Genomic DNA, 26,555 nt, shown 5'->3' on the forward strand with positions numbered 1-26,555 from the left:
AGGCCACAATGTCTGACGAAGCCGCGCAATATCCTGCACGCAGGATCATCTATGCCGAAGCGATCCGCCGTTTCATGCTTCGTCCAGAAGCAACATCCATTGCCGCTGTGGTCATCCTTTTCGTTTTGTTTTCCCTAATGGCTCCACAGCTGTTCCCGACCAAGATCACCTATATCAGCATAATGGCGATCGCCGCCGAACTTGGCGTCGTTTCGATTGGCGCGACGCTCTTGATGATCTGTGGCCATTTCGACCTTTCCGTCGGTGCCGTGCTCGGCCTAACCTCCTATATCTGCGTTGTTCTGATGCGTGATTTCGGATTCAATCCAGTGTCGGCATCCCTCATCGCGGTCGCAGCCGGTGCGGCGCTCGGGGCGATCAATGGGTATATGGTCGTTCGCTTTCGGATCCACTCGTTCGTCGTTACACTCGGTACGATGCTGATCTGGCGTGGCGTGTTGATTGCGCTCACCGGCGGGTTTCCGATGACGGTCGATATCCCCCCAAGTTTTCGTGCGGCCATGGCCGGACCCTTGCTCAGCGGTTTCCGGATGTCGATGCTTTGGTTTCTCCTCATCGGGGTTGCTTGCACGTTTTTGCTCTCTCGCATGAAGCTCGGAAACTGGATCCAGGCGCGAGGCCAAAACGAGAACGCAGCCCGAAACCTTGGTGTTCCCGTGGATAAGGTGACGATCATCGTGTTCTCGATCTGCTCGGCGCTGGCTGCGGTTGCAGGCATCATCCAGGTCGCTCGCTTTGGATCAGTCGACGCGTTGCGGGGCGAAGGATTTGAACTTCAAGCGGTCGCCGTCAGCGTCATTGGCGGAACGCTTCTCTCCGGAGGTTACGGCAGCGTCGTCGGAACGATATTGGGTGCCATCACCTTCGGCATGATCCAGGTGGGTTTGGTTCTGGCGGGGGCTCCTGGCCATCTCTTCAAAACCCTCACCGGGATCATCGTCGTTGGCGCCGTTATTCTCAACACGTTGATCAGCAAGCGCATGTCAAAGTCGCGACCAATGTCTGGCTATCGCCGTGACAGTTCGTCAGCCGATGCAGCAATCAAAGCACAGGTCGTGACCACCGAGACTAGGAAGGGATAATGGAAATGAGCAACAACGTCATCATGAATGATAGCGAGATAGCTGCCGCTGCCCGCGTCCTGCCAGCAGGTAGCGGAACGGATGATATGCGCGGGCTGACACGCGGGATCGAGCCGATCAAGGCGACCGAGATTCCAGTCATTGAAGCAGTCGGATTGTCCAAGGGATTCGGTGCGACAACGGCACTGGTGGACGTGTCCCTCAAGGCATATTCAGGTCGAATTTTAGCTCTTCTCGGCGACAACGGCGCCGGTAAGTCAACCCTAATCAAGATCCTTTCTGGGGTGTTTCCACCGGATCGCGGCGAACTCCGCTTCAACGGAGAGCCTGTTATTTTCCGGAACCCGCGGGACGCGAGAGAAAGAGGCGTAGCGACCGTGTTTCAGGATCTCGCGGTTTGCGAACTTCTTTCTGTTACCCGCAACATTGTTCTAGGGCGGGAACCGCAGAAAGGCTTCGGCCCGATCAAGTGGCTTGATCTCAAACGCGCCAATGAGATGGCGCAATCGGCACTTCATCGGTTGGGCGTGCGCTGGGAACGTGGCTTGGACGAACGGGGGGCCAACATTTCAGGCGGTGAGCGCCAGTCGCTCGCGATCGCGCGGGCGATGCACTTTGGATCTTCTCTTCTCATCCTCGACGAGCCGACCTCCGCGCTTGCCGTTCGGCAAGCAGGCAAGGTTCTTGATCATATCGTCGCGGCGCGGGATCAGGGGCAGGCCGTGATTTTCATTACACATAACTTCCGGCATGCACTCGCGGTGGCCGACGATCTGGCGGTTCTCTCCCAAGGCAAGGTTGTGGGCACCTTCCGAAGGGACGAGGTCGAACTTGATGACCTGACAGACCTCGTGGCGCGTGTCGGCTAACTGATTAGGAGAAATCTATGAACGAAAATTACGCAAAGAAGCGCGTCGTCATTCACGAAGACGACGTCGGAATGAACCATGGCGCCAACCAGGCATATGTTAAGCTTTCGCGTTTCGGCACCTGCAGCTCGGGATCGGTCATGGTCCCCTGCCCTTGGTTCCCAGAGGCAGCCGAGCTCGCCCATCGCGATGGTTCGCTCGATCTGGGTGTTCATCTCACATTGACTAGCGAACAAAAGCCTTACCGTTGGCGGCCGCTAACCGCGCCGCCAAGGTCAGCCGGCCTGACAGACGAATTTGGCTACTTCTGGCCTGATGTGCCGACAGCACGAAAGGCGCATCCCGAAGCAGTCGAAGCCGAACTTCGGGCACAGCTAGACATAGCGAAGGCCGCCGGCTTCGATATCACCCACATCGATGCGCATATGGGCACTGCGCAGATGCCGGAATTCACCGCCATCTACCGGCAAGTTGCAAAGGACTACAACGTCCCGGCGATGTTGATCAAGGACCTCAGCCGCTATAATCCCGCGACTTATGCAGGAAATATAGACGTAGCACGGTACGACGCGGAAATCGCCAAGGCAGGTGAAGCTGGCGAGCTCTTGTTCGATGCCGTGCTTGAAACGCCGTGGTCTCGCTCCACCAACGCCGAAGCGGCATATCATGAGCTGTTTAAGGCGATCCCACGGGGTCTTACTTTCCTCTCAATGCACTTTAGTACCCCCGGCGATTTCGAAGCGATTAATCCTCCCGATGCGCACCATCGAACGGAGGAGTATGAATTGTTCATGACGCCGAAGGTCAAGGAATGGATCACGGAGTTTGATCTTGAAATTGTGGGTATGCGGCAACTTCGGGATGAACTCCGCGCCTAGCCCGTCTCGCCGAGCGGCATCATTGCCGCCGATGTTGGAAGCGAGCTCTGTTCTATAGGCATGGCAAACCGAAAGATAAAAGGTCGCGGAACGTGTTCCGCGACCTCGTACGTTAGAAGGTGTTGTTTGAACACTAGGCGCTAAAAATCGAACGCGTTGGGCTTGAGAAGCACGATAGGAATACGTCACGTCAGCGGCGTTTCCGGCTGCCTGCTAGTTGCCCTTGCGATCAGTTCTTTAGCTGCGCTTTGCAACGGCCTGTGCTGGTTGCACGGCCTGTAGGAGGGTCCTACGCGCCGCTGACTGCTGGCCACATTTCAACGTGTTCGCCATCAGCATGGCGATGGTCATAGGCCCCACGCCACCTGGAACAGGGCTGATCTCTCCGGCAACTTTTTCTGCTTCGTCGAACACGACATCTCCCACCAACCGCGTCTTGCCTTCGCCGATGTCTGGAGCCGGGACGCGGTTGATGCCGACGTCAATGACGGTAGCTCCCGGTTTCAACCAGTCGCCTCGAACTAACTTCGGGCGGCCGACAGCAGCAACTAGAATATCAGCACCGCGGCATAATGCCGGTAGATCATTTGAGCGAGAATGCGCGATTGTTACGGCAGCGTTGGCGTGGAGCAGCAATTGCGCCATGGGTTTTCCAAACAGGTTTGTGCGGCCGATCACAACGGCCTTGTGCCCCGATAAGTCATCGCCTCGCGCGTGCTGGATAAGCATCATTGCTCCTGCTGGCGTACAGGACACAAGACCGCTCGTGAAATCTCCCGTGGCGGCCTTTCCGGCATTGACGACATGGAGGCCGTCGACGTCTTTTCAGGAACAATCGCCTGAACAATTTCTTCCAGCCTTCACATAGGTATGGCTGGCAGGGTCATCGCCAACGATGATTACTGCCAGCCCTATTTCAATGCCGAACGTTCCTTGGAGCAAGGCAGTCCCTGCCCTGACTGTATCGATCACAGTTTCGGCGATTGGCTTCCCAAGCAGGAGGTGGGCCATGCTTCATCCCATCCTTTCCGAGGCAAAGCTCCCGGGGCTTGCCGGGAAGACCACGGTGCGGTTGCCGTTCAGGAAGGTACGGTGATGGATATGGGCATGGATGGCACGCGCCAGCACCTGGCTTTCGACGTCGCGGCCGATCGAGACGTAGTCGTCGGGCGACTGCGCATGGGTGATGCGCGCCGTGTCCTGCTCGATGATCGGGCCTTCGTCGAGATCGGCGGTGACATAATGCGCCGTCGCGCCAATCAGCTTCACGCCGCGTTGATAGGCTTGCTTGTAAGGGTTGGCACCCTTGAAGCTCGGCAGGAAGGAATGGTGGATGTTGATGATCTTCCCGGACATCTTCTGGCACATCGCATCCGAAAGCACCTGCATGTAACGCGCCAGCACGATCAGTTCGGTGCCCGTCTGTTCGACGATCTCCATGATCTGGCCTTCGGCCTGCAGCTTGTTCTCCTTCGTCACCTTGATGTGGTGGAAGGGGATGTCATGGTTGACCACGACCTTCTGGTAGTCGAAATGGTTGGAGACGACACCGACGATATCGATCGGCAGCGCGCCGATCTTCCAGCGGTAGAGCAGGTCGTTCAGACAATGGCCGAAGCGCGACACCATTAGCAGCACCTGCATGCGGGCATTGCCGTCGTGGATTTCAGCGTCCATCTCAAACTTCTCGGCGATCGGCTTGAAACCTTCAACGAGGGCGGGGAGCTTCACGCCCTCTTCGGAAATGAAAGACACGCGCGTGAAGAACTTGCCGGTGTCGAGGTCATCGAACTGCGAGCTGTCGACAATGTTGCAGCCCTTGTCGGCAAGGTAGTTGGAAATCGCCGCAACGATCCCGCGCGTCGATTTGCACGTCACCGTCAAAACATAGTTGGTCATTCTGGATCCCTAATTGACGATCCCACCGGGGCTAAGTCATCTTCCGGCGGAAGCGTCTATTCGCTTTCTATTTTGCTCAGAAAGTTTTCGAGCTCGTCCGGCGTGATGCTCACCAGGTGCCTCTTCTCCGGATAAGCTCCAGAGCGTACATCCTCCGCATACTCCTTGAACGCTCGCACGCGTTCCCCCTGTAGCCGCTCGAATTCAGCGGCGAAATCGCGGTAGACCTTGGCGTGGCGCGGATGATGACTGCGGTTCTGCCCAAGAACGTCCTCGGCAAACAGATATTGCGCATCGCATCCTGTTCCTGCACCCATAGAAAGCATCAGCAATGATGTGCGTTTGGATATGGCTGCGGCGATCTCGCCAGGGACGACTTCAATTTCAGCAGCAAAGGCGCCTGCCTCCTCGAGAGCTTTCACCTGACGCCAGACCTCGAGTGCACTGGCGGCAGTTTTACCGACTGCGCGAAAACCGCCCGTCCATGTTGCCTTGGATGGAATGAGCCCGACATGCCCGCAGACGGGAATACCTTCTTCCCGTAGCCGCCGCACGGTTGACAGTCCGGCGGCGCAGTAAACAGCGTCGCCACCTGCGCGGATCGCCTCAAAGGCTGCCCTAAGATAGTCATCTGCGGTGATCAGGTCATCCAGGCCGGGAAAAGCAAACACCGTGGGGGCCGCCTCGCGAAATGCGGGCCCAAGCAGTTCCGGAGGAACAGAGACGAGGTCAATGCCCGCCCTCTCGGCTGCTTCGGCTTCCTCAAGGGTGACGACCCGCAGCATGCTGAGCTGCCTTTGACCCCTCGTGGACAGTAAATCAGCAACGGTCGGGCGGCGATGTTTCATAGGGCTCTCCAGCTCGTATCAGAGTGAATAGAGGACCGCCTCAGGCGGCCAATAATTTCTTGAGATTGGTTTTAGAGCAGGCAAGTGCCGCTGGATCTAGCCGCCGTCTTGCAGCAATCAGCATCTCGGCGAGGCGAATGTCGCGTGCGACGGCGTTCCCGGGCCCGACGCCACTGGCAGCAATTAACCGGCCTTCGCCATCGAGATGAAAGAGGATGAACGCACGCTCATCAAGGTTGCGTCGAACAGTTGTAGCGGCATCGTCAAAAAGACCGGCGATCTGAAGCGTCAATTCATATTGATCCGACCAAAACCATGGCACGCCGGCGAAACCTTCGCCCCTCCCAAGCAGATTGGCCGCAGCTACCGTTCCCTGATCCTGCGCATTGCGCCACGCTTCAAGCCGGACCCGCCGGTTGCCATAGAGGGAAAGGGGAAAGGAGCAGCAGTCACCGGCGGCAAAGATGTCGGGATCTGATGTTCTGAGGGTGCCATCGACGGCGATGCCATTGTCGATCAACAGTCCTGCAGCCTCGGCGAGTTCCACGTTCGGGACTGCTCCGATACCGACGACAACCAGATCTGCACGTTCCGTCGCTCCGTTTGCGAGCAGAATTTGCGCTTCATCGCTACCGTCAACAACAGATGCGATTTGCTCTCCGCATATAATCTTCACGCCCCCTTGGCGGTGCCGTTCGGCGATGACTTCGGCGATTTCACCCGGTACACCCCGCGAAAGAACGCGCGGTGAACTTTCCAAGAGTATCACCTCAGCGCCGAGATTTCGTGCGGTGGCGGCGATTTCCAGGCCAATGAAGCCGCCGCCGATGACGGCAAGCCTCTTACCTGGCGCCAGCGCTTTTCGGATAGCGCCCGCATCTCCATGGCTGCGGAGCATGCGGATGCGCCCCGAACTCCGATCCGATAGACCGGGTAATGAACGCGGTCGTGCCCCGGTCGCAAGCAGAAGCTTATCGTAAAACAAGGTTCGGCCATCAGATAGCCTGACCTGTTTGGCTTGACGATCGATCGCTTCGGCAGGAACGCCGACAAGAATGTCGATATCTTCCTCCTCATAACGCTCCGGACTTGCCACGTATCGAGGCGGCCCGGCGAGACCCGACTTTGACAGCGGTGGCCGCTCATAGGGAAAATGCGGCTCGGCGCCGATCATGGTGATGACGCCGTCAAATCCCATGTCCCTCAAAGCGAAGGCAGCCCTGGCTCCGCATTCGCCGCCACCGACGATCACGATCTTATCCATTTTCTCCCCCTCTCGCGTTTAGCGCCGCGCGCCCGCTCATGGGATCGCGATGAAGACAATTCCGGCCTCCACCTTTGCCCGGTAGATTTTGAGGTTGACACAGACCGGCGCACCTATTGCCTCGCCAGTCTTGTAGTTGAAGCGGCCGTTGTGCTTTGGGCATTCGATGATGTCGTCCATGACAAGACCATCAGCCAGATGGATTTTTTCATGTGTGCAAAGGCCGTCGGTCGCAAAGAACTCACCGTTGAGGCTGCGGTAGACTGCGTACGTATGCCCGTTGTGGTCGAAGCGGATGACGTCCTCCTCATCGATTTTGTCCGCACCGCACACCTCAATCCAGTTCTTGCTCATGCTTTCCTCCGTCCGCTCGCGCTTTGATGTCGATGGTCAATCACTCGGCAGCTGACGCGCGTTGGGCGCCATGAAGATCTTCGTGGTATGGCTTTGCAGTCGGCGGCAGCTCACGCTTGAGGTAGTAATCCTCGTAACGCAGCTGTCGAATGAAGGCCGGGATCATCTCGCGGTAGCCCTCGATAATGGATGTGTTCGGCGCAGGCAGGTCATGCTTGATAAGCGCGTGGAGCTTCGGCAGTGCATGGTAGGGCACCATTGGAAACATGTGGTGCTCAACATGGTAGTTCATATTCCAATAGATGAAACGGCTGATGGGGTTCATGTAGACCGTGCGGCTGTTCAGGCGATGGTCGGTGACATTGTCTGCTAACCCGCCGTGCTGAAGCAGGCCGGTCATCGCTGCGTGCCAAGCGCCATACAATCGTGGCAAGCCAATCAGAAGGAGCGGCACGATCGAACCCAGCCAGACCGCAAGCGCGATCGTTGCGGCATAGATGGCGACCCAGATCCGTGCGACGCGCACGGCCCTCGGCTGCTCCGATTCCGGAATGAACGTTCTCTCCTCGACCGAGACAATACCGGCGGCATTGCGAAGCATGTCCACGGTCGCATGCCAGACATCGAGTATTCCAAAGAAGTCGAGGATCAGCCTTAAGAGTTCAGGCGGTCGCATTACGGCGATTTCGGGATCACGCCCAACGATCACTGTGTCAGTATGGTGTCGGGTATGGCTCCACCGCCAGGTCACGGGATTTCGCATGATCATGAAACAAGCGATCTGGTAGACGACGTCGTTCATCCAGCGCGTCTTGAAAGCGGTTCCGTGACCGCACTCGTGCCACCGGCTGTCAGAAGCCGAGCCGTAGAGCACGCCGTAGGAAAGGAAAAACGGCAACGCGATCCACGATCCCCAGAAATAAATGCCAAGACCTGCAAAAGCGATCATGCTGCCGAGCCAGATAAACGTGTCGCGGATCGCAGGAGCGTCAGAGCGCTGCATCAGCGCCTTCATTTCCTTACGTGGCACGTCCGTGTGATACCATTCTGCCGCCGCAAGCCCACTTTCGACTGCGGCGCGGGCATTGCGGCCAATCAGGCTGTAATCTCTTTTGCTCGGAACCACTGGATTCCCTCCGTGTTCAACGCTTGAACGTGAATCTAGAGGTTTAGTGGACCCTTCACGAGGGCCACTTCCGCGCCTTTAGTCGGCACCACTTTTGAGCAGGACGGGCGTGTGAGTGTTTCCCTCGACACATGCCTTTATCTAAGTGGGAGCTCGTTTGGCCTCAATTTCAATGAAAGCAGCTCTCAGGCAGGCGATCCCTTCGCGCATCGCCTTTAAGTCGATGCCTGCGTAACCGAGGATGGCGCCATGATCGGGCGGGTTTTTAAAAAATAGCCTCGATAGAGGCGAGAAGTTCACGCCCTGTCTCTGTGCAGCCCTCCAGAGCGTTTCGTCATCAATATCATCGAGGAAGCGCCCCACCAGCTGCATGCCAGCGTCATTTTCTTCGATGGAGAGCCACTCGCCAAGCTGACGCTGACACAAGCCGACAAACACCTTTTGGCGCTCACTGTAAAGACGGCGCATTCGTCGAAGATGGGTGGCAAAATAGCCTTCGCTGAGAAAATCGGCGAGTGCGGCCTGAAGCAGGAGCGATGGGTAATGTCCGGTGTTGCTGGCAACCCGCTTGAACCCTTCCGAAAGATGGGGTGGGACGACGATGAAGCCGATTCTCAGTGAAGGAAAAAGCGTCTTGGCGAAGGTGCCCATATAGATCACTCGTCCTGCCTTATCCAAGCCTTGCATTGCCGGTATTGGCCTGCCACGGAAGCGGTACTCGCTGTCGTAGTCATCCTCGACGATCCAGGCGTCATGATTTTCAGCGACCTGGAGAAGCCGCAGCCGATCTTCCATCCGCATGACGCACCCAAGCGGCCACTGGCAGGAGGGCGTGACGAAGATCAGGCGCGGCGCCAAAAGAGTATCGTCGTCGAGCGTCCACCCTGCCGGCCCGACCCGCAAAGGTTCTAGCCGGGCACCGGCACTGAGCAGCGCATTCTGAGCGCCGATGTAACCCGGCTCCTCCATCCAGCAGACGTCACCCTCATCGACCAGCACCCGCGCGAGAATATCAAGCGCGGCTTGTGTGCCATTGACGACGATTACCTGTTCTGCGTCGCAATCGACACCCCGCGACGCTTGAAGGTATTCCGCAATGGAAGCTTTCAGCCGGGGGTGTCCTGTAACCCAGTGATATCCATAAAGGTCTTCCTGGGAGTATCGCGTATGGCGTTTGAGCAGTCGCGCCCATGTTGAGAACGGAAACCCCTTGATTTCAGGATAGCCCGGATGAAATGGGATGTGGCCCGGGATTGTTCGGTCTCGTGGCTGGTTGACCATGCGGTTGCCGCGGGCTGAGAGAGATGGCGCGTCCGTCCTCCCGACTGCGTTGCGCGCCGTGACGGCGTCCGCGGGAAGCGTGGCGACCCATGTGCCTGAGCCTGACCGAGATTCCAAATACCCCTCGGCCAGAAGCGTGTCGTAAGTCGTGATCACAGTGTTTCGGCTAACACCCAAATCTTCAGCCATCAGGCGCGTCGGAGGCAGGCGTGTGTCAGCCTTCAGGTGACCGGCGAGTATGTCCGCTCGCAGTTTTTCATATAGCTGGCGATGCATGGGAACGCTTGCGTCTCGATCGAGAACAAGCATGTCCGAGGGAAATCGGGTACGTTGCTTGGCCAAATTGGTTCCCTCAAAATCATTAAAAGCTGCTCTTTCCGTTAGGCCAGTATTGTCTCAATCTGTGATCCGTTCAAGTGTTGATGCTTGGACTCAAATCGGGGGAGAGAAATTGAAGAAAGTTGTTTTGACTGGCGCGTTGGCTATCCTGATGGGCACGACCGCACGTGCTGAAACCATCGGAGCTTCGATGGCAGTGTTCGACGACAAATTCGGGACCGTACTGCGCATTGGCATGGACGATTATGCCAAATCTCTGAAGGACGTGGATTTACAGATCGAAGACGCGCTGAATGACGTGGCCAAACAGCAGAGCCAGATCCAGAATTTTATCGCAGCCGGCGTTGATGCCATCATCGTGCAGCCGGTCGACACGGATGCAACGGTCACCTTGTCAAAGCTGGCGGCAGATGCCGGGATTCCGCTGGTCTATGTCAATCGAGAACCAGTGAACATCAATACGCTACCGGTGTCGCAGGCTTTCGTGGCTTCAAACGAGCTCGATTCTGGAACACTACAAACCAAGGAGGTTTGCAGACTCCTAAACGGCAAAGGTAAAGCCGTCGTACTGATGGGTGAACTATCCAACCAGGCTGCCCGTGTACGGACGAAAGATATTCACGATGTCATAGCCACGGAAGCATGCAAGGGGATCGAAATTGTCGAGGAGCAGACTGCAAACTGGCAGCGCACTCAGGGTGCTGACTTGATGGCCAACTGGCTTTCTGCCGGCTTTGAATTCGATGCCGTGATTGCAAACAACGATGAGATGGCAATTGGTGCCATTCAGGCGTTGAAGGCCGCAGGCCGATCCATGGATTCGGTTGTAGTGGGTGGCATCGACGCAACTGATGATGCGGTCTCTGCAATGGCCGCAGGTGACCTGGACGTCAGCGTGTTTCAGGACGCAGTTGGCCAAGGAAAGGGTTCCATCGACGCAGCGCTCAAACTGGCCAGACATGAGCCTGTTGAAAGGAGAATCTATATTCCTTTCGAGCTAGTGACGAAGGAAAACCTTGCCGCCTTTCAGGCGCGGAAATAATCGGGCGGACCTTCCCGGACCTACGACGCTAACTACGGCGTCGGGGTCGTAGATCGCCATTGTGCAGTCCGCCGAGCCCGGCGGGCAGCATGACGTTGTGAAGAACCGACGATAGCGTTGTTGTTTTACAACTCCACTCACTCGGCAATAGCGCTCACGCGGTGTTGCAGGATCCCACGATGCTGCGCCCGCAGCGTCAAAATCCTGAACGACAGTCTTGGTCGTTCATCCAATTAAACATCAGGATAAAATTATGAGCGGATTCCGTCTCGGTCTCATTGGTGCTGGCCGCATGGGCCAGGTTCATCTTCGTGTAACAACTGAGAGTTCATTGGTCGACGTCACCGCGGCGGTTGATTCCGTTGCTGCGACCCGGCTGTCGTTGGAAGAGCAGGGTATCAAGACCTACGAGACAACAGCGGAAATGCTCGGCGCAGGCGGCCTTGATGGAGTTCTTATCGCCACCCCGAGTAAAACCCATGTCGACACGGTGGCACAAATTGCCGCCGCCGGCCTTCCGATACTTTGCGAGAAGCCGTGTGGCGTCACTGCGGCAGAAGCACGAAAGGCCGCCGAGGCGGCGGAACGTTTTGCAGTGCATTTGCAAGTCGGATACTGGCGGCGTTTCGTCCCCGAGCTCAATAGGCTTCGCGATAATATTCGCGATGGGCTGCTGGGCGACCTATACCTTGTTTCCTGCTTCCAGTGGGACGAAGCTCCTCCGGCCGCCTCGTTCCGAGCCACCGGTGGCGGAGCGCTGATTGATATGGGCGTTCACGAATTCGATCAGATGCGCTGGCTTACAGGTCAGGAACCAAGTAACTTCCGGGTGGCTGCATCAAAGACCACGTTCGATGAAAAGATCGATGTCGATCCCGACGCGGTTCAGCTCCTTTGCGACCTGTCGGGGGGCGGCAACGGGCTTGTTTCGCTGGGCCGGAGGTTTCCGCCTGGAGATGCTTGCTGGGCGCAAGTGTTCGGGACTTCGGGTTTCGAAGAATCCCGCTTCTTCTGGCCGCCGAATGGAGAGGCGGTATTCCTCGCCGCGCTCAAAGCTCAACTTGAAGACTTCGTACAAGCAGCGCGCGGCGACATCTCTCAAGGAGCAACAGCAAAAGATGCTGTCGCCGCTCTTGCCATCGCCGAGGCAGCAACTGAAGTGCTGGCAGCGTAAGCACAAAAGGGCGCAGGCGGTCACCAGTCGACTGCGCCTTATTTTCTTTTTGAGCCTTAGGCGCACGAACCGATTAAGGTCATGATCAAACCCTTGCGGCGACCGAGCGTGCAATCACCGGCTCGTGGCGGACGCCACAATGTGAAGAGAATAAGTTGGACGATCAGTCCAAGATCGAGATGCCCACTGCGCGACGCCATCGCTTGGGGCTTGCGGTAAGCTGCGGGGACGGAGTTCCGTGTGAGCATCAGTCTTAGTGGGATCATTCAAATAGCCAGCAGCTGCTTCATCCTCCCAAGCGGCGCGCGGGCCAGGGCGACACGTAAGAAGCGTGTCGCCCTGTAAGGCCGATCTGGTTATGATCAGCCGAACTTTTGTTTGCTAATAGGTGTCGCTTTCGGGTTCTGAGGAGCGCTGCAATCGACTCCTCACGGAGGAGCGACCGCGAGACACACCTTGCGACGTCGCACAGTGTGTGCGCAGAATCCTCTGGGGTCGATAGGGTCGGTGCGTACGTCAGCATCGGTTTTTAGATGGAGCGCTGCTCATCGAGTTGGAGCGCCGGTCGAAAGCTCCCCCTGACCCCCTTCCCGTTTAGCGCCCCGTCCCTATACCGGTTCCGGAGCGCCGCTTTCAACCGAGCGTCGGATTGCGTCAAGAATTTTCATTGTGCCGAGCGACCATTCAAGTTCGATTGGCGCCGAGCCGCCTGAGCGTACCGCAGTGCTAAAGCGCTCAGCTTGGAGGCAATATTGATCGGCTGGCGCAATATTTCGCGTCTCGGCCGCTGCGGCTCCATCGTTCAGAACAATGCGGCACTGGTCATTCGGGGCCGGGTTGAAGGGATTGCTCAAGCTAAGCGACTTGAGCGTACCGAAAACCTCTACGTGATGCCGCGGCGCAAGTTGAGTGGAGACCGCCATGGAGGCGTGCCGCCCTCCTGAAAACAGCAGGATGGCGCTCGTCAGCCTGTCGACACCGAAGGCTGGGTCGAAGGCACTGGCAGCAAAAACCCGCTCAGGCTCCGTCCCGAAGACCATTCTGGCCGCTGTGACTGGATAAACACCAAGATCGAAAAGCGCTCCGCCGCCTATAGCGGCATCATTCACGATGCTATTGGGATCAAGATTAACTTCGGTAAAAACGCCATTGACAGCGTGCACCTCACCGATCTCACCTGAAGAGACAATTCGGCAAACTTCATCCCACTGCGGGTGTGCCCGGATCATCACTGCTTCTTGGATAAGGCGGCCCGTACGGTCTCGGCAGGCGATCAAGCTATTCAGTTTTTCTACATTCAACGCCAACGGCTTTTCGCATAGAACATGCTTCCCAGCTTCGGCGGCGCGAATGGTCCATTCCACATGCAGGTGATTTGGCAGCGGTATATAGACAGCCTCGATCTCGGGATCCGCCAAGATGCCCTCGTATGATCCATAGCTACGTTCAATACCGAAACGGGTTGCCGCAGCCCGCGCCTTGTCGGCATTCCGAGAAGCGAGTGCGACTATGTTAACCCCTTCGGCTCTCAGCATGGATGGAATTACCTTGTCCAGAGCGATTGCGGCTGTACCGATTATTCCCCAGCGCACTGCGTCCATGGGTCTTCCTCCTTTTTGAGCACTATGTCGGTGTTGTACGACTAGCCTCAGCCTGTTTTTGCTGCTGCGTGCAGGCTGAACCGGTGGCGGAGTGGCAGAGCGGGACACTTTGCCACTTCCGCAAGGTAAATGCCGATACATGGGCTCGGCCGCTGGGCCGTCGCATAGCGGCCACCGGCAATTGTGCATGGTGACTGCCGGCGCTCCGTTCCTGGAACGAACTTGAGCTCTGTCCCAACGAACCTTTGAAGCTGTATCTTTTTCGCCTGACCGAAAGAAAATTGCGGGGCGGCACTCTAAAGCGCCGCCCCGCCCGCAGTAGCTGGTGGAGTCAGCGACCGCGGAAATGATTATTCGCCCAATATCAGACGGTAGCGCCGAAACTCGCCGCAACCATCCGGGCGACGTTCTCGTAACCCATCGTTGCATATTTCAGCGGGTTGGCCTTCTTCGGATCTTGCTCTGCTTCCACGACAAGCCAGCCGCGATAATTGTGTTCTGCCAAGGTATTAAGGATGGTCGAAAAATCGACACCACCATCTCCCGGCACCGTGAAAATGCCTTCCAGGACGGCGTCCATGAAGCTGAGATCCGCTTCCCTGGCTTTGTGGAGAATATCCATACGGACATCCTTGCAATGTACATGAACAATTCTGCCTGCATGGCGAGCGCACAAGGCAACAGGATCTCCCCCACTGAAGGCGCTGTGACCACTGTCGAAGAGCAAGCCGACAGGCGCTTGCGTGACCGCCATCAGCCGGTCAACTTCCTCGTCCGTCTCGACGATGGTTCCCATGTGATGGTGATAGGCGAGACCGACGCCAAAATTAGCCATCCGGTCGGCAAGCTGGTTAACCTTGCGGCCATACTCTTCCCATTCTTCGTCTTTCAGACGCGGCCGTTTGGAAATTGGCTGCCAGATGCCGCCATGCCGGCCCATTGAAGTATCGGCGTAAACTGCGTATTTTGCTCCGGCATCGCGAAGCAGCGTCAGGTGTGCGAGAATGGCCTGAAACTCTTCCTCCGCATCGCGCTCGTATAGACGCCCATCCCACCAGCCGCCGGCGAGTTCAAGCTTATGAGCCGCAAGGACCGCCTTCAGTGCAATGCTCTCCCGCGGATATTTCCCGCCTAGCTCCGTCCCGGCATACCCCGCCTTCTGCATCTCAGAGAGGCACTGTTCGAGCGGGGTGTCGCCGCCGAGATAGGGAACATCGTCGTTCGTCCATGTGATTGGGTTGATGGCAATTTTTATTGTCATTCGACTGTTCCTTCGTACCAATTTCCGGGTTCCGGCTAATTTGTCGTAAGGCAATATTGGCTCTCTCGGCAGGGCCAATTAATTATCATTCGATGGGTCCATTATTTCAGAGCGCTGAGAGCTTAACAACCACCGCGGAATTCGGAACGTCCCGGCTAGCTCCGGGGCAATTGTTTTTCCCCGTCTCCGCCCGCCCCGGGTTCATGGGGACGGTGATTGCCGAGTAAAGGTTCGACTGATAAATGATGGTATACCAACATACCATATTATGATATACCTGATGCGAGCCGCGCTGCGGCTGCAGCCGTCGGGAGGCAAAAGGCGGCGTTTAAAACTCTTAGAGTAGGGGAGATAAATCTATGGAAATTGAGCGGCGAACGATTGACTTTATACCTGAGGCAGAACGATACGGAAAAGAACGTGATCTGTTTCCGGTCTGGTTTGGGGCAAATGTTAACTTGACCTCGCTTGTAACGGGAGCGCTTCTGGTCAGCATGGGCTTGAACCTGTTCTGGTCCGTCTTTTCGATTGTTGTCGGGGTTTCCATCGGGACTATCCTCGTGGCATCTCATTCTGTGCAGGGGCCACGCCTTGGCATCCCGCAGATGATCCAATCTCGGGCGCAGTTCGGCGTGTTGGGCGCGATCTTCCCAATGCTTTTCGTCATGTTTATCTATTTCGGCTTCAGCGTCAGCAACACCCTGCTTGCCGCACAGGCGGTGTCAGGCGTCGTAGCGTTTCCACGCTCAGTCTCGATCGTGGTCTTCACTCTGCTGAGCTTCGTCATCGCGCTTTACGGCTATAAGCTGATCCATGACACGCAGCGCTGGCTCACCTGGATCGCTTGCGCGATCTACGCTGTTGTCTTCGTGATTGTGCTGAGCAATCCGCCCAGCCTCGACAATTGGCTGCCAATAACCACAAAGCCAGCGCTTGTCTTTGCCGGTATCGGCGTAACCTGCACCTTTGCCCTGTCGTTTGCGCCATATGTCGCAGACTATTCCCGCTATCTGCCGAGTAATGTTTCTTCAAAGAAGGTCTTTTGGTACACCTTCGCCGGCATCGCTGTTGCGCTCTTCGCGATGATGCTCCTGGGTGCGCTGCTGGCGGTACAGATCCCCACCTTCAGTGACAACTCCGGTGGTAGCCTTGCCGTGCTGTTCGGTAGTTTTTCGCCGATCTTGTATGTGCTGATCGTCTACGCGCTTCTTTGCATCAACGTGTTCAATTTCTACGGCGCGTTCATGGCAGTGGTGACGACCATACAACCGTTTGGAAATATGCGGTTTGGGTCAACGCAGCGAGCAGTTGTTATGATCGCCGTTGCGATCGCCAATGCTGTCCTGTCTTATTTTGGCGACGGCGACTTCTCGACCATGTTCTTGAATTTCATCTTTCTGATGAGCTATGCACTCATCCCCTGGACCGCAATCAACCTCGTTGATTATTACGTGTTGCGGCGTGGACAATACAGCGTAGCGGACATATTCGATCCCGACGGCATCTACGGCCGATATAATCCTATCGCGATCGGCGCGTTCGTGTTTGCTGTTCTGGCCGAAATCCCCTTCATTTCGATGTACTACTATACTGGGCCTGTGGCTGCCTATCTAGGCAACATCGACTTGGCATGGATCGTTGGCGTGCCTGTCGGAGCTTGCCTCTACTACTTCCCGATGCGAGCACGTTTGAGCCGGACGGGTCCTGTGCAGACTGCCACGAGATAGTCAACCTGAGGAGCCGCAGCGATGCGGCTCCATATAGCAAAGGATTGTTCAGTGCAGCTACTCCACAACCTGCCTATGATCGAACGGCCAGCGCTTCTGATTATCGATATGCAGAACGACTTTGTACGCGCCGGCGCGCCGTTTGAGGTCCCCGCCGCGCAAGAAACCATTCCGTCGCAACAGCGCCTAGTCGGAGCCTTCAGGCAACACGGTCTGTTAATTATATTCCTCAAATGGGTCGGAATTGAAAACGATCCGTACCTGCGCATGCAGGATAAGTTCACATGGGCGCGTGGGCTAACGGATGATATCAAGGGATGCCGTCCTGGACATCAGCGCTATTATGCTGACATAGAGGCCTATAGGGATTGTTGTGCCATCATTGATGAACTCGCTCCCATCGCAGATGAGATTCAGCTCCCCAAACGTGGCTACGGCGCTTTCTTGGGAACCGCACTGGATTCCATCCTGCGGGACCGGAATATCGATGGCGTTATTATAACCGGCGTCATGTCCGAATGCTGTGTTGAAGATACCGCGCGACAAGCCTATCAGCTTCATTATCCAGCGGTGGTGATCAATGACGCGGTGGCCACCTACGACTCGCGGGCCACAGCCACAATGCTGGATGTCGTGGATAAGAATTTCGGATGGGTTGCTGACACCATAACGGTGATCGATTGGCTAAAGGCCGCTCGAGGTCAACGTGCTTCCCAATCTATTGACAGGTCGACCAACAGCACGTTGCCTACCTAGGCTGCCACGCGAGTAGGCTTTAAGGACACCGCGGCCGCCGCTGCAGTGGCGACACGGCGATGGCAACTAACGCGCCCAGCTATCGGGGTCATTCCAACTCCGTCAACATCTTCTAAATGTGTGCCTACACGAACACCCTATCCCTCGGATGGGCATGGCTTTTGACTCCTCACGTACAGGCAAGGGATCAACAAGGCATTGCTTGAAGCTTCGGCCCCCACGGAACGATTGCTTCCAACACTGGTTCTAGCCCTCGCCGTCGCCGCCAACACGCGCCAGTCACGCGACTGCGCCCAGCGAAAGCTTTGCAAAAAGCAGCACGAATTTGATAAATAAAAGCCCCCGAAACCGGGATTTAGCGCGACAACCCTGCGGAAATCGGGCGATGTCGCTAAAACAACATCTCAGCAACGCAGCTCGCCACGAAGAGGCATGGCTACGATCTTGGTGCAATAACCGAGAACATGGCAATCCTTCTAATTGCTCGACCTCGGGAGATTTCGACTTGTTCCTGTGAACGTCATCTCTTTTTTCAGGCGCTCTATCACAATCGCTGTATGTCGCATTGCTAGGTACCTTTACCGCCGTCGAAGCTGTGTGTCCGCCCGAAAGGAGTGCTCTCCTTGAGGCTCGTATGTCTCGATGCCGATCGACGCGTAGCGCCTCAATGGAAGGCGCGGCCACACAAACTAGTTCCCGACAATGCGCGGCTCTTTGCTCCCTCTTTTGCACTTATGATCTCGCCTTGTGAAAGAGTATCTCCTGTTTGAGAGCCTACCGATCTGCCCAGTCGTGCCTGGGAAACACCGAGCTTTGATGCGGATGGAACAGGAGCTCACTCAAGAGGCTCGTGTTCGTCTTGGACGCGTATCTTCCGTTTGGCGCGGCGCATTGTGTAAGCGGGGACATCCATAAGACATAGTATACAAAATTGTCACGACATCCCGCGGCGTCAGCCACATGGTTTCATTTTTAGTCTCTTACTTTTCGGCGTCTAAATAGATGAAATAGCAGCGCGTTCGACTTCGTCCGCCATTTTCGGGCGATTTGGCACGACGATTGAAATTTCTTCTCACGCAAGGACGACAGCTCGTGTCGCTGGAGCATCAGTTCAGGAATCAAACGGCTGAAGGAGGTACCATGGCAACGCTCAATGAGACCTGTTTACAGGAATAGCATCCGTGTCGCACCGTCGATCCCAACGTTTCCGAAACGACTCTCAAGAGCAACGCTCTATCAGGTGTTGCCGGAACAGAACTCACTGCATCGGAGAACACGATGATGGTTTCATTCGTAAGCCGTGACGGGTCTAGGTGGCTCCCCCAATATCTTAGCCAGATAGACGCAAGTTGCATTGGCTGCGGCCGCTGCTTCAAAGTCTGCTCGCGTGACGTCATGCACCTTGGCGGCATCACCGACTCAGGCGATATTGTAGACGCCGGGGATGGCGCAGACGATGAGGTAGAGCGATTGCTGATGATTGTCGATCATCCGGGCCGTTGTATCGGCTGCGGCGCATGCGCCCGCGTCTGTCCCAAGAATTGTCAGTGCCACATCACGTCATCCGACTGAAGAACCGTAAACAGTTTATGTTTTGGCACCCGTTCGCTCGCTTTTTTGAAAGCGCCCAGCGGGCAGTGAGGGGTTGCAGGCAGAGAAGACACAGAGCGAGGCTATTCCATTCCAGATCAGTTGGTGAGGAACTTCAAACTGTTCACATCTTCCGGCAGGGTGCCAACGGCGAACGGAGATTCAAACGCAACCGTTACTCGCGTCAATGGAGCTTGACATGTTTATTCCACATGTAACACAGCAGCCGGTTGGCATCCCGGCTGATTGCCCGCGCGTGCGACCAGCCCCGAGGCTGGTGACGGAATTGGAGCGGACTGTCCGTAACTGAACGCTTCAGCGCTCAAAGCGCTGCAGCATCCTCTTTAATTGTGTATTCTGTATTTGAAGCTTACGCGCCAGCTGATCCCGGAGAAGCGCGATCTCTGTATCGAGATTGATTGCATCGTCAGAAGCGGCGGAAACAGTTCGAGACGGTGGTAGAACGACGGCGATCGTTCCCTCTTTCGTGCGTCGCATGCGGCGCTTACGCGTTTGACCATCGCCAACTCGAAAGGTCTTCGGTGCGGCACGCGCGGCTGCATTGGCCTCATCGGGCAAAGCCGGATCAGCCGCTTCCGCCGACTTTGCGCCTTCGATATCTGCGCGACCATCAGCAGCGCTTGCCGATTCTTCGGAATGATCCACGTCGACTGACACCGCCGCAGAATGACTGTCAAGAAATGGCCTTTCGGCCGCTGGACGGTCTGTAGCGGCCGACTCGTTCTTGGCGGCTGTTTCGGTCGGCTTGGTGATGGCTAATGCTTTCGGCTTCTCGTCGTCAGTCGAGCCGTGTTCTTGCCTCTGCTGCCGTCGAGGCGACACCAGCCGGGCAAGAAGCTTCCATGGAGACGCCATTTTATTCGACCTCGGATTCTACTGCGTATGCACATCGTGCGCAAATACGTGGGCGGCAGAACGAACTGCCGCCAAAATCTTCACCTCAATAAGCATGAGAATGCGGCCAGCGCTTGGCCGTCTGCTGCCGATCAACCGAGGTTGAGTCGCTTTCGCAGATCGGCATTTTCTGCACGGAGCTTTTCCGCCAGCAGCTTGCGCAATCTCTGGTTTTCCTCTTCGAGCTGCAGAAGATCCGCGATCTCATCAACTGCAGCCACCGACGGTGCAGCCGCTGCCTGCACCGCCCTCGGAGCACGTTTGACAGGCCCACGTCTGGTACTCGTCGCACCTTCGTCGGACTTTGCCTTGCGTCCTCTCTTCTGCTTTCCAGCTGTGGCATTCGAAGCCGCAGCCGGTTGCGCAGAAACGGCTACTGAGGCGGTTTCAGGCACAGCCTTCTTGGCGCGAGGTTTGCGCGTTTTTTTCGGCGCATCGGGCGCCGCGGCGGCCGGCGTATCAGCACTGATCATCGTAGCGTTTTCGTCGGCCATTGTGGTCTCCTGTAAAGCCGATGCATTTGTCTCCTGCTCGATCGGCACTGTCAATAACGGCCGGGCCTGTTCTTCTCCAGATACAATTATCTCGCGGCTTATTGCCTGAGGAGTTGATGACATAAACGGCATTGCCTCGTCCTCCAGATCTTGAGCAACGGATTTAAGATCCATGTCTCCCCAGATCGAGTTCGGCTTGGAATTGAGTATTCGCCGACCTGATTTGTACTCGACGGCAAAGCTGCGTTGCACTTTTTTCACTATGAGAAGCCTTGTATCTGCGATGTTGCCTCGGCGTGTTTTAGCCAATGCTGCTTGCCTCTGCAAATACCGACTCCCGCGTCGCCGGTCTAGACCCCTTGGCGACGCTCACCCCAACGCCACTCATCACCGAGACGCTGGACCTGAGATGCAACAGAACGCCATTCACCGAGTGTAGGAGGGCTGCTTGATTGGGGAGGTGGTGAAGGGCGATCCGCGATAGTATGACGTCGATCGGTCTGGGCGTGTGGAATGACCTTGTCCCAGAGTTTTCCAATTGGGAATTGCTTCGATGGTTGAGGTGCCTCTATTACATGAATATCCCGGCGATCATGGATACCTCCTTCGACCGTTCCTTGTCGTACAGCCCATGATCCTCCACTTCATCGCCCTAGTGTATCAGGGGGCGAGTTGCGACACGACATGCCCGTAACCCAACAACATAATCGAACATAAGCAACTAAACGATTAAGCAACCTCAAGGGGTTAGCAGCGAAATTTAGTTGGCACAAGCAATGCAGAGTGGAAGCCGAGTCGGTAAAGCTAAATGCGATTAGCCGATTGCATCGAGTTCATCTGTTGGCGTGCCTTTGGACCGCAAGCGCGCATGAGGCCGCCACGAAATAGGAGCAATCCGACATGACGGACGTCAACGAGATAAGGCTCAAAGAACTCGTGGACCGCGTCCTTGGCGACCTTGGCGGAGCGTTCAGCGTGCCGCTGGTCCGGATCGGACATGAGTTGGGGCTATACAGGACGCTGAAGGACATCGGACCAGCGACGACCGAAGAACTTGCAGATGCCTTGGGATGCGCATCTCGAAATCTGCGCGAGTGGCTGGCGGCACAGGCCGCCTCGGGTTACGTGACTCATGAGCGAGGATTGTTCTCGATGACGCCCGAGCAGGCCATTGTGTTTGCTGAGCCCAACAGCCCAGTCAATCTGATCGGAGCGTTCGATACGGCAGCTGCGATGGTCCAAAACCAGCCGAAGGTGCAGTCCGCCTTTAAGACCGGTCGAGGCGTGGCCTGGGGGGATCAGGCCGGCTGCATGTTCTGCGCGGTGGCGAGGCTGTTCCGGCCCGGCTATGTGAACGCCCTCGTGCAGGACTGGCTGCCGGCGCTCGATGGCGTTGTCGACAGATTGAAGGCGGGCGCGACTGTAGCCGACGTGGGCTGCGGACACGGTCTGTCGACGATCCTGATGGCGCAGGCTTTCCCCAATTCGCGGTTCATCGGCTACGACTTCCATGCGGACTCGATCGCGGCAGCGACCGCCCACGCTCGGGCAGATGGCCTGACGAACGTGCGCTTCGAGATCGGCCGGGCGCAGGACTTCGACGGCCGCGACTTCGATTTGATCACGTGCTTCGACTGCTTGCACGACATGGGCGACCCAAAAGCCGCTGCGGCTCATATCCGAAAGGCATTAAAAGAGGGTGGCGTCTGGATGGTGGTCGAACCAATGGCCGGAGATACGCTGGAGGAAAATATCAATCCGGTTGGACGGATTTACTACTCCGCCTCGACGATGATCTGCGTTCCCACCTCCCTGGCGCAGGAGACGGGATTAGCACTTGGCGCTCAGGCGGGAGAGAAGCGATTGGCGGAGGTGATCCGGTCAGGCGGGTTCACACATGTCCGGCGAGCAGCCCAGACCCCGCTCAACATGGTGCTCGAAGCAACCTGATGGGAAGTCGCGGCGCGCTAGTGTCCGACCAGATGGGCAGGCGCGCCGCGCGTAACGTCGGAAGCAAGAAGCCTTGCAACTAGGACAGTCTTTGCGCGCAATTGAGGGCAGATCGGGTCGTCGCCTCGCATGTCCCTGCTCGGCGAGGGAGAAACGAAGGTTACTCTGTCGGCCAAGGCGACCAGCGCGGAGGGCAGCTGGGCGTTCGGGTGTCTTTTGTTGGGGATAGGAAGCCGTCTCCAATGTGATCGGCAGACAATGTTGATCGCGCCTCGGTGGAGGCGGCACGCAAACTGATTCGTCCAGGCGCTTTCAACGAGTAGCTCTGCCCCGCGAACTGAAGATTGAGGCCTTCAATATTGCCTGGCGGCGAGACCGCGGGACGTTCTGAAACATAGACGAAGGCGAAAGCCGCCTACTATCTTCTAAGCGCTGCAAAGCATAATCCGCAAAGCACCGACCACGGGATGCTTTGCGGATCGGAAACCTCAGCTCCAGGCATGGAGAGGTGGGTTCTCGCCATTCAGGAAATACTTACCCAGGATAGCATACTTCCAGCGGACTGGGTCGTGGAGGGTATGGGTGCGGGCATTGCGCCAATGGCGATCAAGCCCGTGCTCCGCAAGGGTTGAGCGCGTTCCCGCCAGCTCGAACAACTTGTTCGTGGCCGCAATCGCAATTTCAGTGGAGAGGATCTTCGCTTCGGCGGTAACGATCTGCGCTTCCGCAACGGTCTCCGCATTCGGATCCAGAATCGCCCGGTCAATGGCATATCCTGCCTTTTCAAGCAGCGCCTGCGCAGCATGCAGTCGTAGCGTCAAATCTCCGATCGCCTGGATCGTGTAGGGATCATCCCAGGCGTTGTCGACGCCGGAATCCACCCAGGCGCGGCTCTTGGTGCGCACAAAGCTAACGGTCTCGTCTATCGCGGCCTGCGCGATACCCGTATCGACCGCCACTTGGATAATCTGGAAGATCGCGCCGTCCGCAGTCGGCACCTCATACCCCTTGTAGCCGGGCACGACATGCGTCTTCGGCACTTTGACATTGTCAAGCAGGACCGTCCCCGACAGCGTGGTACGCTGGCCGAAGGAGGACCAGTCGTCGATGACAGTCAAACCTGGCGCATCGCGCTCGGCAATCGCATACCAGGCTCTGCCCTCGCTATCGAGTGCAACGATCGGCACAAGATGCGCGAGCAACGCGCCTGATGAGTAGAATTTCTGGCCGTTGACAACGACATGATCGCCGGCATCGATGAACTTGGTTTCGAAATCCACCGCGCGCTTGGATCCGAATTCGGAGAAGGCATTGCCGAAGCGCGTGCCCCTCAGCACTTCGGCGAACAACAGCTTTTGCTGGGCTGGGCCCGAAACCGTCCGAATCGCGGCCACGACGCCCAGGTGGTTTTGCGCAACTTGCCCGATCGATGAATCGGCGGCCGAGATGATCTCGATCACCCTTGCAAGCGTCGCGTAGGAGACTTCGGGACCGCCGAACGCCTTCGGCACGTTGATCGACCAGAGACCGCTTTGCGAAAACGCGTCCAGTTCCTTCACCGGCCAGATGCGGTCGCGGTCGCGCACGGCCGAATCCTTGATGAACTCTGCCGCAAGTGTCTTGGCAATGGCAATCGCTTCGGCATCGGTTTTGACGATGTGGGCTGGTTCCGAGGAGCGCGGAACAGGGGGCACAGCTTTTGCGGCATACTCGGTATTAATAGTGGAAAGGGTCATGGTGGTGTCTCCTCTTGAATTGTGGTTAGCCGACAACGGCCGGGATGGGGGGAGCCACGGCTCTCTTGCCGAGGTAGAAAGACTTGATATCGTCGCGCCCGCGCAGATCCTGTGCGTCACCGATCAGCACCGGGGCGCCGTTTTCGAGAATCATGGCCCGATCGGCATGTTTCAGTGCGATTGCGGAGTTCTGCTCCGCGAAAAGGATGGAAAGACCCTCTTCGCGATTGAGGTGGCGCAGCGTCCGGAAAATGTCCTGGACGACGAGCGGCGCCAATCCCATGGATGGCTCGTCGAGAAGTAGAAGGCGCGGCCGCGACATCAGCGCCCGGCCGATCGCCGTCATCTGCTGTTCGCCGCCAGAGGTCAGGCCGGAAAGTGCGCGACGCTTTTCCTTCAACCTGGGAAAACGTGTGTAGACCTTCTCGATATCTTCGGCGATCTCAGCGCGCGTGCTGCCGCGGCCAAGCCCACCGGAGACAAGGTTTTCCTCGACTGTCAGGCTGCGAAAGCAATGGCGACCTTCAAGCACCTGCACGAGACCGGCACGCACCAGTGCAGCAGGACTTGTGCGCAGGACATCGAGCCCGTCGAAGCAGATGCTGCCGGAAACGACCTGCCCACGTTCGGCTGGAAGCAGATTGGACAACGCCTTGAGTGTCGTCGTCTTCCCCGCACCGTTGGCGCCAAGGAGCGCCAGGATTTCACCGCGCGCCAGGTGGAAACCGACGCCGTCGAGCGCGGTGATGGCGTTATTGTACGTCGCCTTCAGACCATCGACCGCAAGCAGGGTGGTTTCCAGAGCCATGATCGTGTTCCTCTTGCCTTAAAAGGCCGGATTGAGAGAAGGCGCGAGGTTGGAGAGGGAGGCACCACCCTCGCGCCCGGTTCTTCAAGCCTCGCCTGTTATCAGGCGCGGCTTGAAGGGATCAGTTGGTCGCCGCCTCGGCGTCCGCCGCCGTGCGCAGCTTGATGCCCTTCTCGGCCGCGTAGGCTTCGGAAGACTTCTCGATGATGGGCCGCAACAGTGCCCAGTCCGGCGCGATCCAGTCAGAGACGACGTTCCACTTCTTCCCGTCCCACTGTTGAAAAGTCACGTAGCCGTTGCCCTCATGGTTATCCCAGGTGACATTGATCGAGTGGAACAGGCCCTTGGCGCCGAGCGCCTCGACACGCGCCGGATCGAGCTGAAGGTGTTCGAAGCCCCAGCGGACCTCGTCGCCGGTCAGCGTCCGCTTGCCGAACTTCTCCTGTGCGGTGCGGATTGCCTCGACATTAAGGATGCCGTTGACGATACCGAGGTTGTGGTAGACCGAGCCAATACGCTTCTTGTCTTCCAGGTTCCCTTTGCCGGCGTCGTAGATCGTTTTGACGATCTCCTGAACGACGGGGTATTCGGCTCCCGAAGCCTGTGTGGTGATCGCCGTATAGCCCTTGGCTGTATCACCAGCGGGGATGACGTCTTCTTCTGAGTTGGACCAGACGTTTCCGATAATGTGATCCGCCGGGAAGCCCACCTTGGCTGCGGTCTTCAGCGCAACCGGGTTCATCACGCCCCAACCGCGCAGGACGACGTAGTCTGGCTTGGCGCGCCGGATCGTCAGCCACTGCGACTGCTGTTCGTTGCCTGGATGCGGCACCTCGATCTGCTGCAGCTCGAATCCGTATTTCTTCGCCAGCAGATCGTAGATGGGGATTGTCTCTTTGCCATAGGGGGAGCCGTGGTAGAGCACGGCGATCTTCTTGCCCTTCAGGCTTTCGAGCCCGCCTTCCTTGGAAGCGATATAGTTCACGATGCCGGAAGTTTCGCTGTAGGGATTGAGCAGCAGCGGGAAAACATAGGGGAAAACGCGGCCATCGGTCGAATCCGTGCGGCCATGGTTGATGGTGATCAACGGTACCTTGTCTGCGGTGATGCGATCGATCATCGCATAGGCAATGCCGACGGAAAGCGGGTTCCAGGCGGCAACGTTCGGGTTGCTCTTCAGGCGCTCGTACGCTTCGACGCCACGTTCGACCTCATACTGCGTTTCAGCTTCCGACCATGTCAGCTTAACGCCGTTGACGCCGCCGTCGCGCGTGTTGATCAGGTTCAGATAATCGATGAAGCCACCGAAGAAGCCGGTGCCGCCGGCAGCGTAGGGGCCGACGCGATAGCTCTGGAGCGGAAAATATTGTTCGTCAGCATGGGCCATAGGCATGGCCACCGAAAAGGCGAGGCCGGCGGCAAGAGCCGCAATCTTGAATTTGGAAAGGATCGTCATTTTTGGACATACTCCGGGTATCGACCGGAGCAAGGCGCCGGTCCGGGTTGATCTGATGAAGGCTGTTGGCATTCGAGAGCCTTG

The 26,555-nt window shown here is 57.1% G+C and carries 22 protein-coding genes and 1 pseudogene; 9 read left to right on the plus strand and 14 right to left on the minus strand.

The annotated features are described in order from the left end of the window. Window positions 1-8 precede the first annotated feature (8 nt). From A7X77_RS11215 to A7X77_RS11225, 3 genes are all read left to right on the plus strand, one after another. Entirely contained in the window at window positions 9-1,103 is a 1,095-nt protein-coding gene (locus A7X77_RS11215; protein WP_064682986.1) for an ABC transporter permease, read from the plus strand. A gap of 86 nt (window positions 1,104-1,189) precedes the next feature. Next, the gene (locus A7X77_RS11220; protein WP_064683092.1) at window positions 1,190-1,972 is read left to right on the plus strand and encodes a sugar ABC transporter ATP-binding protein; all 783 of its coding nucleotides are present in this window, start codon (window positions 1,190-1,192) and stop codon (window positions 1,970-1,972) included. A gap of 17 nt (window positions 1,973-1,989) precedes the next feature. Next, entirely contained in the window at window positions 1,990-2,850 is an 861-nt protein-coding gene (locus A7X77_RS11225; protein WP_064682987.1) for a polysaccharide deacetylase family protein, read from the plus strand. Window positions 2,851-3,087: 237 nt separating this feature from the next. On the opposite strand, the pseudogene A7X77_RS11230 reads toward A7X77_RS11225, so the two are convergent. The 7 genes and pseudogenes from A7X77_RS11230 to A7X77_RS11260 all read right to left on the minus strand — a co-directional run bounded on the left by A7X77_RS11230 (window position 3,088) and on the right by A7X77_RS11260 (window position 9,964). After that, a pseudogene (locus A7X77_RS11230) lies at window positions 3,088-3,861 on the minus strand (bifunctional methylenetetrahydrofolate dehydrogenase/methenyltetrahydrofolate cyclohydrolase). A gap of 3 nt (window positions 3,862-3,864) precedes the next feature. Continuing rightward, entirely contained in the window at window positions 3,865-4,749 is an 885-nt protein-coding gene (gene purU / locus A7X77_RS11235; protein ID WP_064682988.1) for a formyltetrahydrofolate deformylase, read from the minus strand. A 56-nt stretch (window positions 4,750-4,805) separates the two neighbouring features. Beyond that, a complete protein-coding gene (locus A7X77_RS11240) occupies window positions 4,806-5,597 on the minus strand; it encodes a 3-methyl-2-oxobutanoate hydroxymethyltransferase (protein WP_064682989.1) in 792 nt (263 codons plus the stop codon). A gap of 40 nt (window positions 5,598-5,637) precedes the next feature. Further along, window positions 5,638-6,861, minus strand: a complete 1,224-nt coding sequence (locus A7X77_RS11245) for an NAD(P)/FAD-dependent oxidoreductase (protein WP_064682990.1) — start codon at window positions 6,859-6,861, stop codon at window positions 5,638-5,640. A 36-nt stretch (window positions 6,862-6,897) separates the two neighbouring features. Beyond that, complete coding sequence (locus tag A7X77_RS11250; protein ID WP_064682991.1) at window positions 6,898-7,215, minus strand: MocE family 2Fe-2S type ferredoxin; 318 nt, start codon at window positions 7,213-7,215, stop codon at window positions 6,898-6,900. Window positions 7,216-7,255: 40 nt separating this feature from the next. Then, a complete protein-coding gene (locus tag A7X77_RS11255) occupies window positions 7,256-8,341 on the minus strand; it encodes a fatty acid desaturase family protein (RefSeq protein WP_064682992.1) in 1,086 nt (361 codons plus the stop codon). Between the two features lie 141 nt (window positions 8,342-8,482). After that, window positions 8,483-9,964, minus strand: a complete 1,482-nt coding sequence (locus tag A7X77_RS11260; protein WP_245293739.1) for a PLP-dependent aminotransferase family protein — start codon at window positions 9,962-9,964, stop codon at window positions 8,483-8,485. 109 nt (window positions 9,965-10,073) lie between these two features. On the opposite strand from A7X77_RS11260, the gene A7X77_RS11265 reads away from it, so the two are divergent. Together A7X77_RS11265 and A7X77_RS11270 are read left to right on the plus strand one after the other, a co-directional pair. Beyond that, window positions 10,074-11,003 carry a sugar ABC transporter substrate-binding protein gene (locus A7X77_RS11265; protein ID WP_064682993.1) on the plus strand — a complete coding sequence of 310 codons (930 nt, stop codon included), beginning with the start codon at window positions 10,074-10,076 and terminating at the stop codon, window positions 11,001-11,003. A gap of 253 nt (window positions 11,004-11,256) precedes the next feature. Next, window positions 11,257-12,177 carry a Gfo/Idh/MocA family protein gene (locus A7X77_RS11270; RefSeq protein ID WP_064682994.1) on the plus strand — a complete coding sequence of 307 codons (921 nt, stop codon included), beginning with the start codon at window positions 11,257-11,259 and terminating at the stop codon, window positions 12,175-12,177. 608 nt (window positions 12,178-12,785) lie between these two features. On the opposite strand, the gene A7X77_RS11275 is transcribed toward A7X77_RS11270, so the two are convergent. Further along, window positions 12,786-13,778, minus strand: a complete 993-nt coding sequence (locus tag A7X77_RS11275) for a Gfo/Idh/MocA family protein (RefSeq protein ID WP_064682995.1) — start codon at window positions 13,776-13,778, stop codon at window positions 12,786-12,788. Between the two features lie 364 nt (window positions 13,779-14,142). Beyond that, on the minus strand, window positions 14,143-15,039 hold the full coding sequence (gene iolE, locus A7X77_RS11280; RefSeq protein WP_064682996.1) for a myo-inosose-2 dehydratase: 897 nt from the start codon (window positions 15,037-15,039) through the stop codon (window positions 14,143-14,145). A 359-nt stretch (window positions 15,040-15,398) separates the two neighbouring features. Here iolE and A7X77_RS11285 point away from each other — a divergent pair, with 359 nt between their 5' ends. The 3 genes from A7X77_RS11285 to fdxB all read left to right on the plus strand — a co-directional run bounded on the left by A7X77_RS11285 (window position 15,399) and on the right by fdxB (window position 19,094). After that, window positions 15,399-16,766, plus strand: coding sequence for a purine-cytosine permease family protein (locus A7X77_RS11285; protein WP_064682997.1), 1,368 nt, complete (start codon window positions 15,399-15,401; stop codon window positions 16,764-16,766). A gap of 21 nt (window positions 16,767-16,787) precedes the next feature. Continuing rightward, the gene (locus A7X77_RS11290; RefSeq protein ID WP_064682998.1) at window positions 16,788-17,522 is read left to right on the plus strand and encodes a cysteine hydrolase family protein; all 735 of its coding nucleotides are present in this window, start codon (window positions 16,788-16,790) and stop codon (window positions 17,520-17,522) included. Between the two features lie 1,278 nt (window positions 17,523-18,800). Further along, window positions 18,801-19,094 (plus strand): ferredoxin III, nif-specific, encoded by a 294-nt coding sequence (gene fdxB / locus A7X77_RS32215; protein ID WP_082928176.1) that lies wholly within the window; start codon window positions 18,801-18,803, stop codon window positions 19,092-19,094. Window positions 19,095-19,427: 333 nt separating this feature from the next. Here fdxB and A7X77_RS11295 read toward each other — a convergent pair whose 3' ends face one another. Together A7X77_RS11295 and A7X77_RS11300 are read right to left on the minus strand one after the other, a co-directional pair. Continuing rightward, window positions 19,428-19,988: a hypothetical protein gene (locus tag A7X77_RS11295; RefSeq protein WP_064682999.1), complete on the minus strand. Its 561-nt coding sequence runs from the start codon at window positions 19,986-19,988 to the stop codon at window positions 19,428-19,430. 131 nt (window positions 19,989-20,119) lie between these two features. Continuing rightward, the gene (locus A7X77_RS11300) at window positions 20,120-20,782 is read right to left on the minus strand and encodes a hypothetical protein (RefSeq protein ID WP_064683094.1); all 663 of its coding nucleotides are present in this window, start codon (window positions 20,780-20,782) and stop codon (window positions 20,120-20,122) included. A 639-nt stretch (window positions 20,783-21,421) separates the two neighbouring features. Between A7X77_RS11300 and A7X77_RS11305 the strand changes: the two genes are divergently transcribed. Then, on the plus strand, window positions 21,422-22,471 hold the full coding sequence (locus A7X77_RS11305; protein WP_064683000.1) for a class I SAM-dependent methyltransferase: 1,050 nt from the start codon (window positions 21,422-21,424) through the stop codon (window positions 22,469-22,471). Between the two features lie 488 nt (window positions 22,472-22,959). Here A7X77_RS11305 and A7X77_RS11310 read toward each other — a convergent pair whose 3' ends face one another. The 3 genes from A7X77_RS11310 to A7X77_RS11320 form a co-directional block, all read right to left on the minus strand. Then, a complete protein-coding gene (locus A7X77_RS11310) occupies window positions 22,960-24,207 on the minus strand; it encodes an SfnB family sulfur acquisition oxidoreductase (RefSeq protein WP_064683001.1) in 1,248 nt (415 codons plus the stop codon). Between the two features lie 25 nt (window positions 24,208-24,232). After that, window positions 24,233-25,015: an ABC transporter ATP-binding protein gene (locus tag A7X77_RS11315; protein WP_064683002.1), complete on the minus strand. Its 783-nt coding sequence runs from the start codon at window positions 25,013-25,015 to the stop codon at window positions 24,233-24,235. Window positions 25,016-25,136: 121 nt separating this feature from the next. Then, a complete protein-coding gene (locus A7X77_RS11320; RefSeq protein ID WP_064683003.1) occupies window positions 25,137-26,471 on the minus strand; it encodes an ABC transporter substrate-binding protein in 1,335 nt (444 codons plus the stop codon). Between the last annotated feature and the right edge of the window lie 84 nt (window positions 26,472-26,555).

This window comes from Rhizobium bangladeshense (assembly GCF_001662075.1).
Classification (GTDB): Bacteria; Pseudomonadota; Alphaproteobacteria; order Rhizobiales; family Rhizobiaceae; genus Rhizobium; species Rhizobium bangladeshense_B.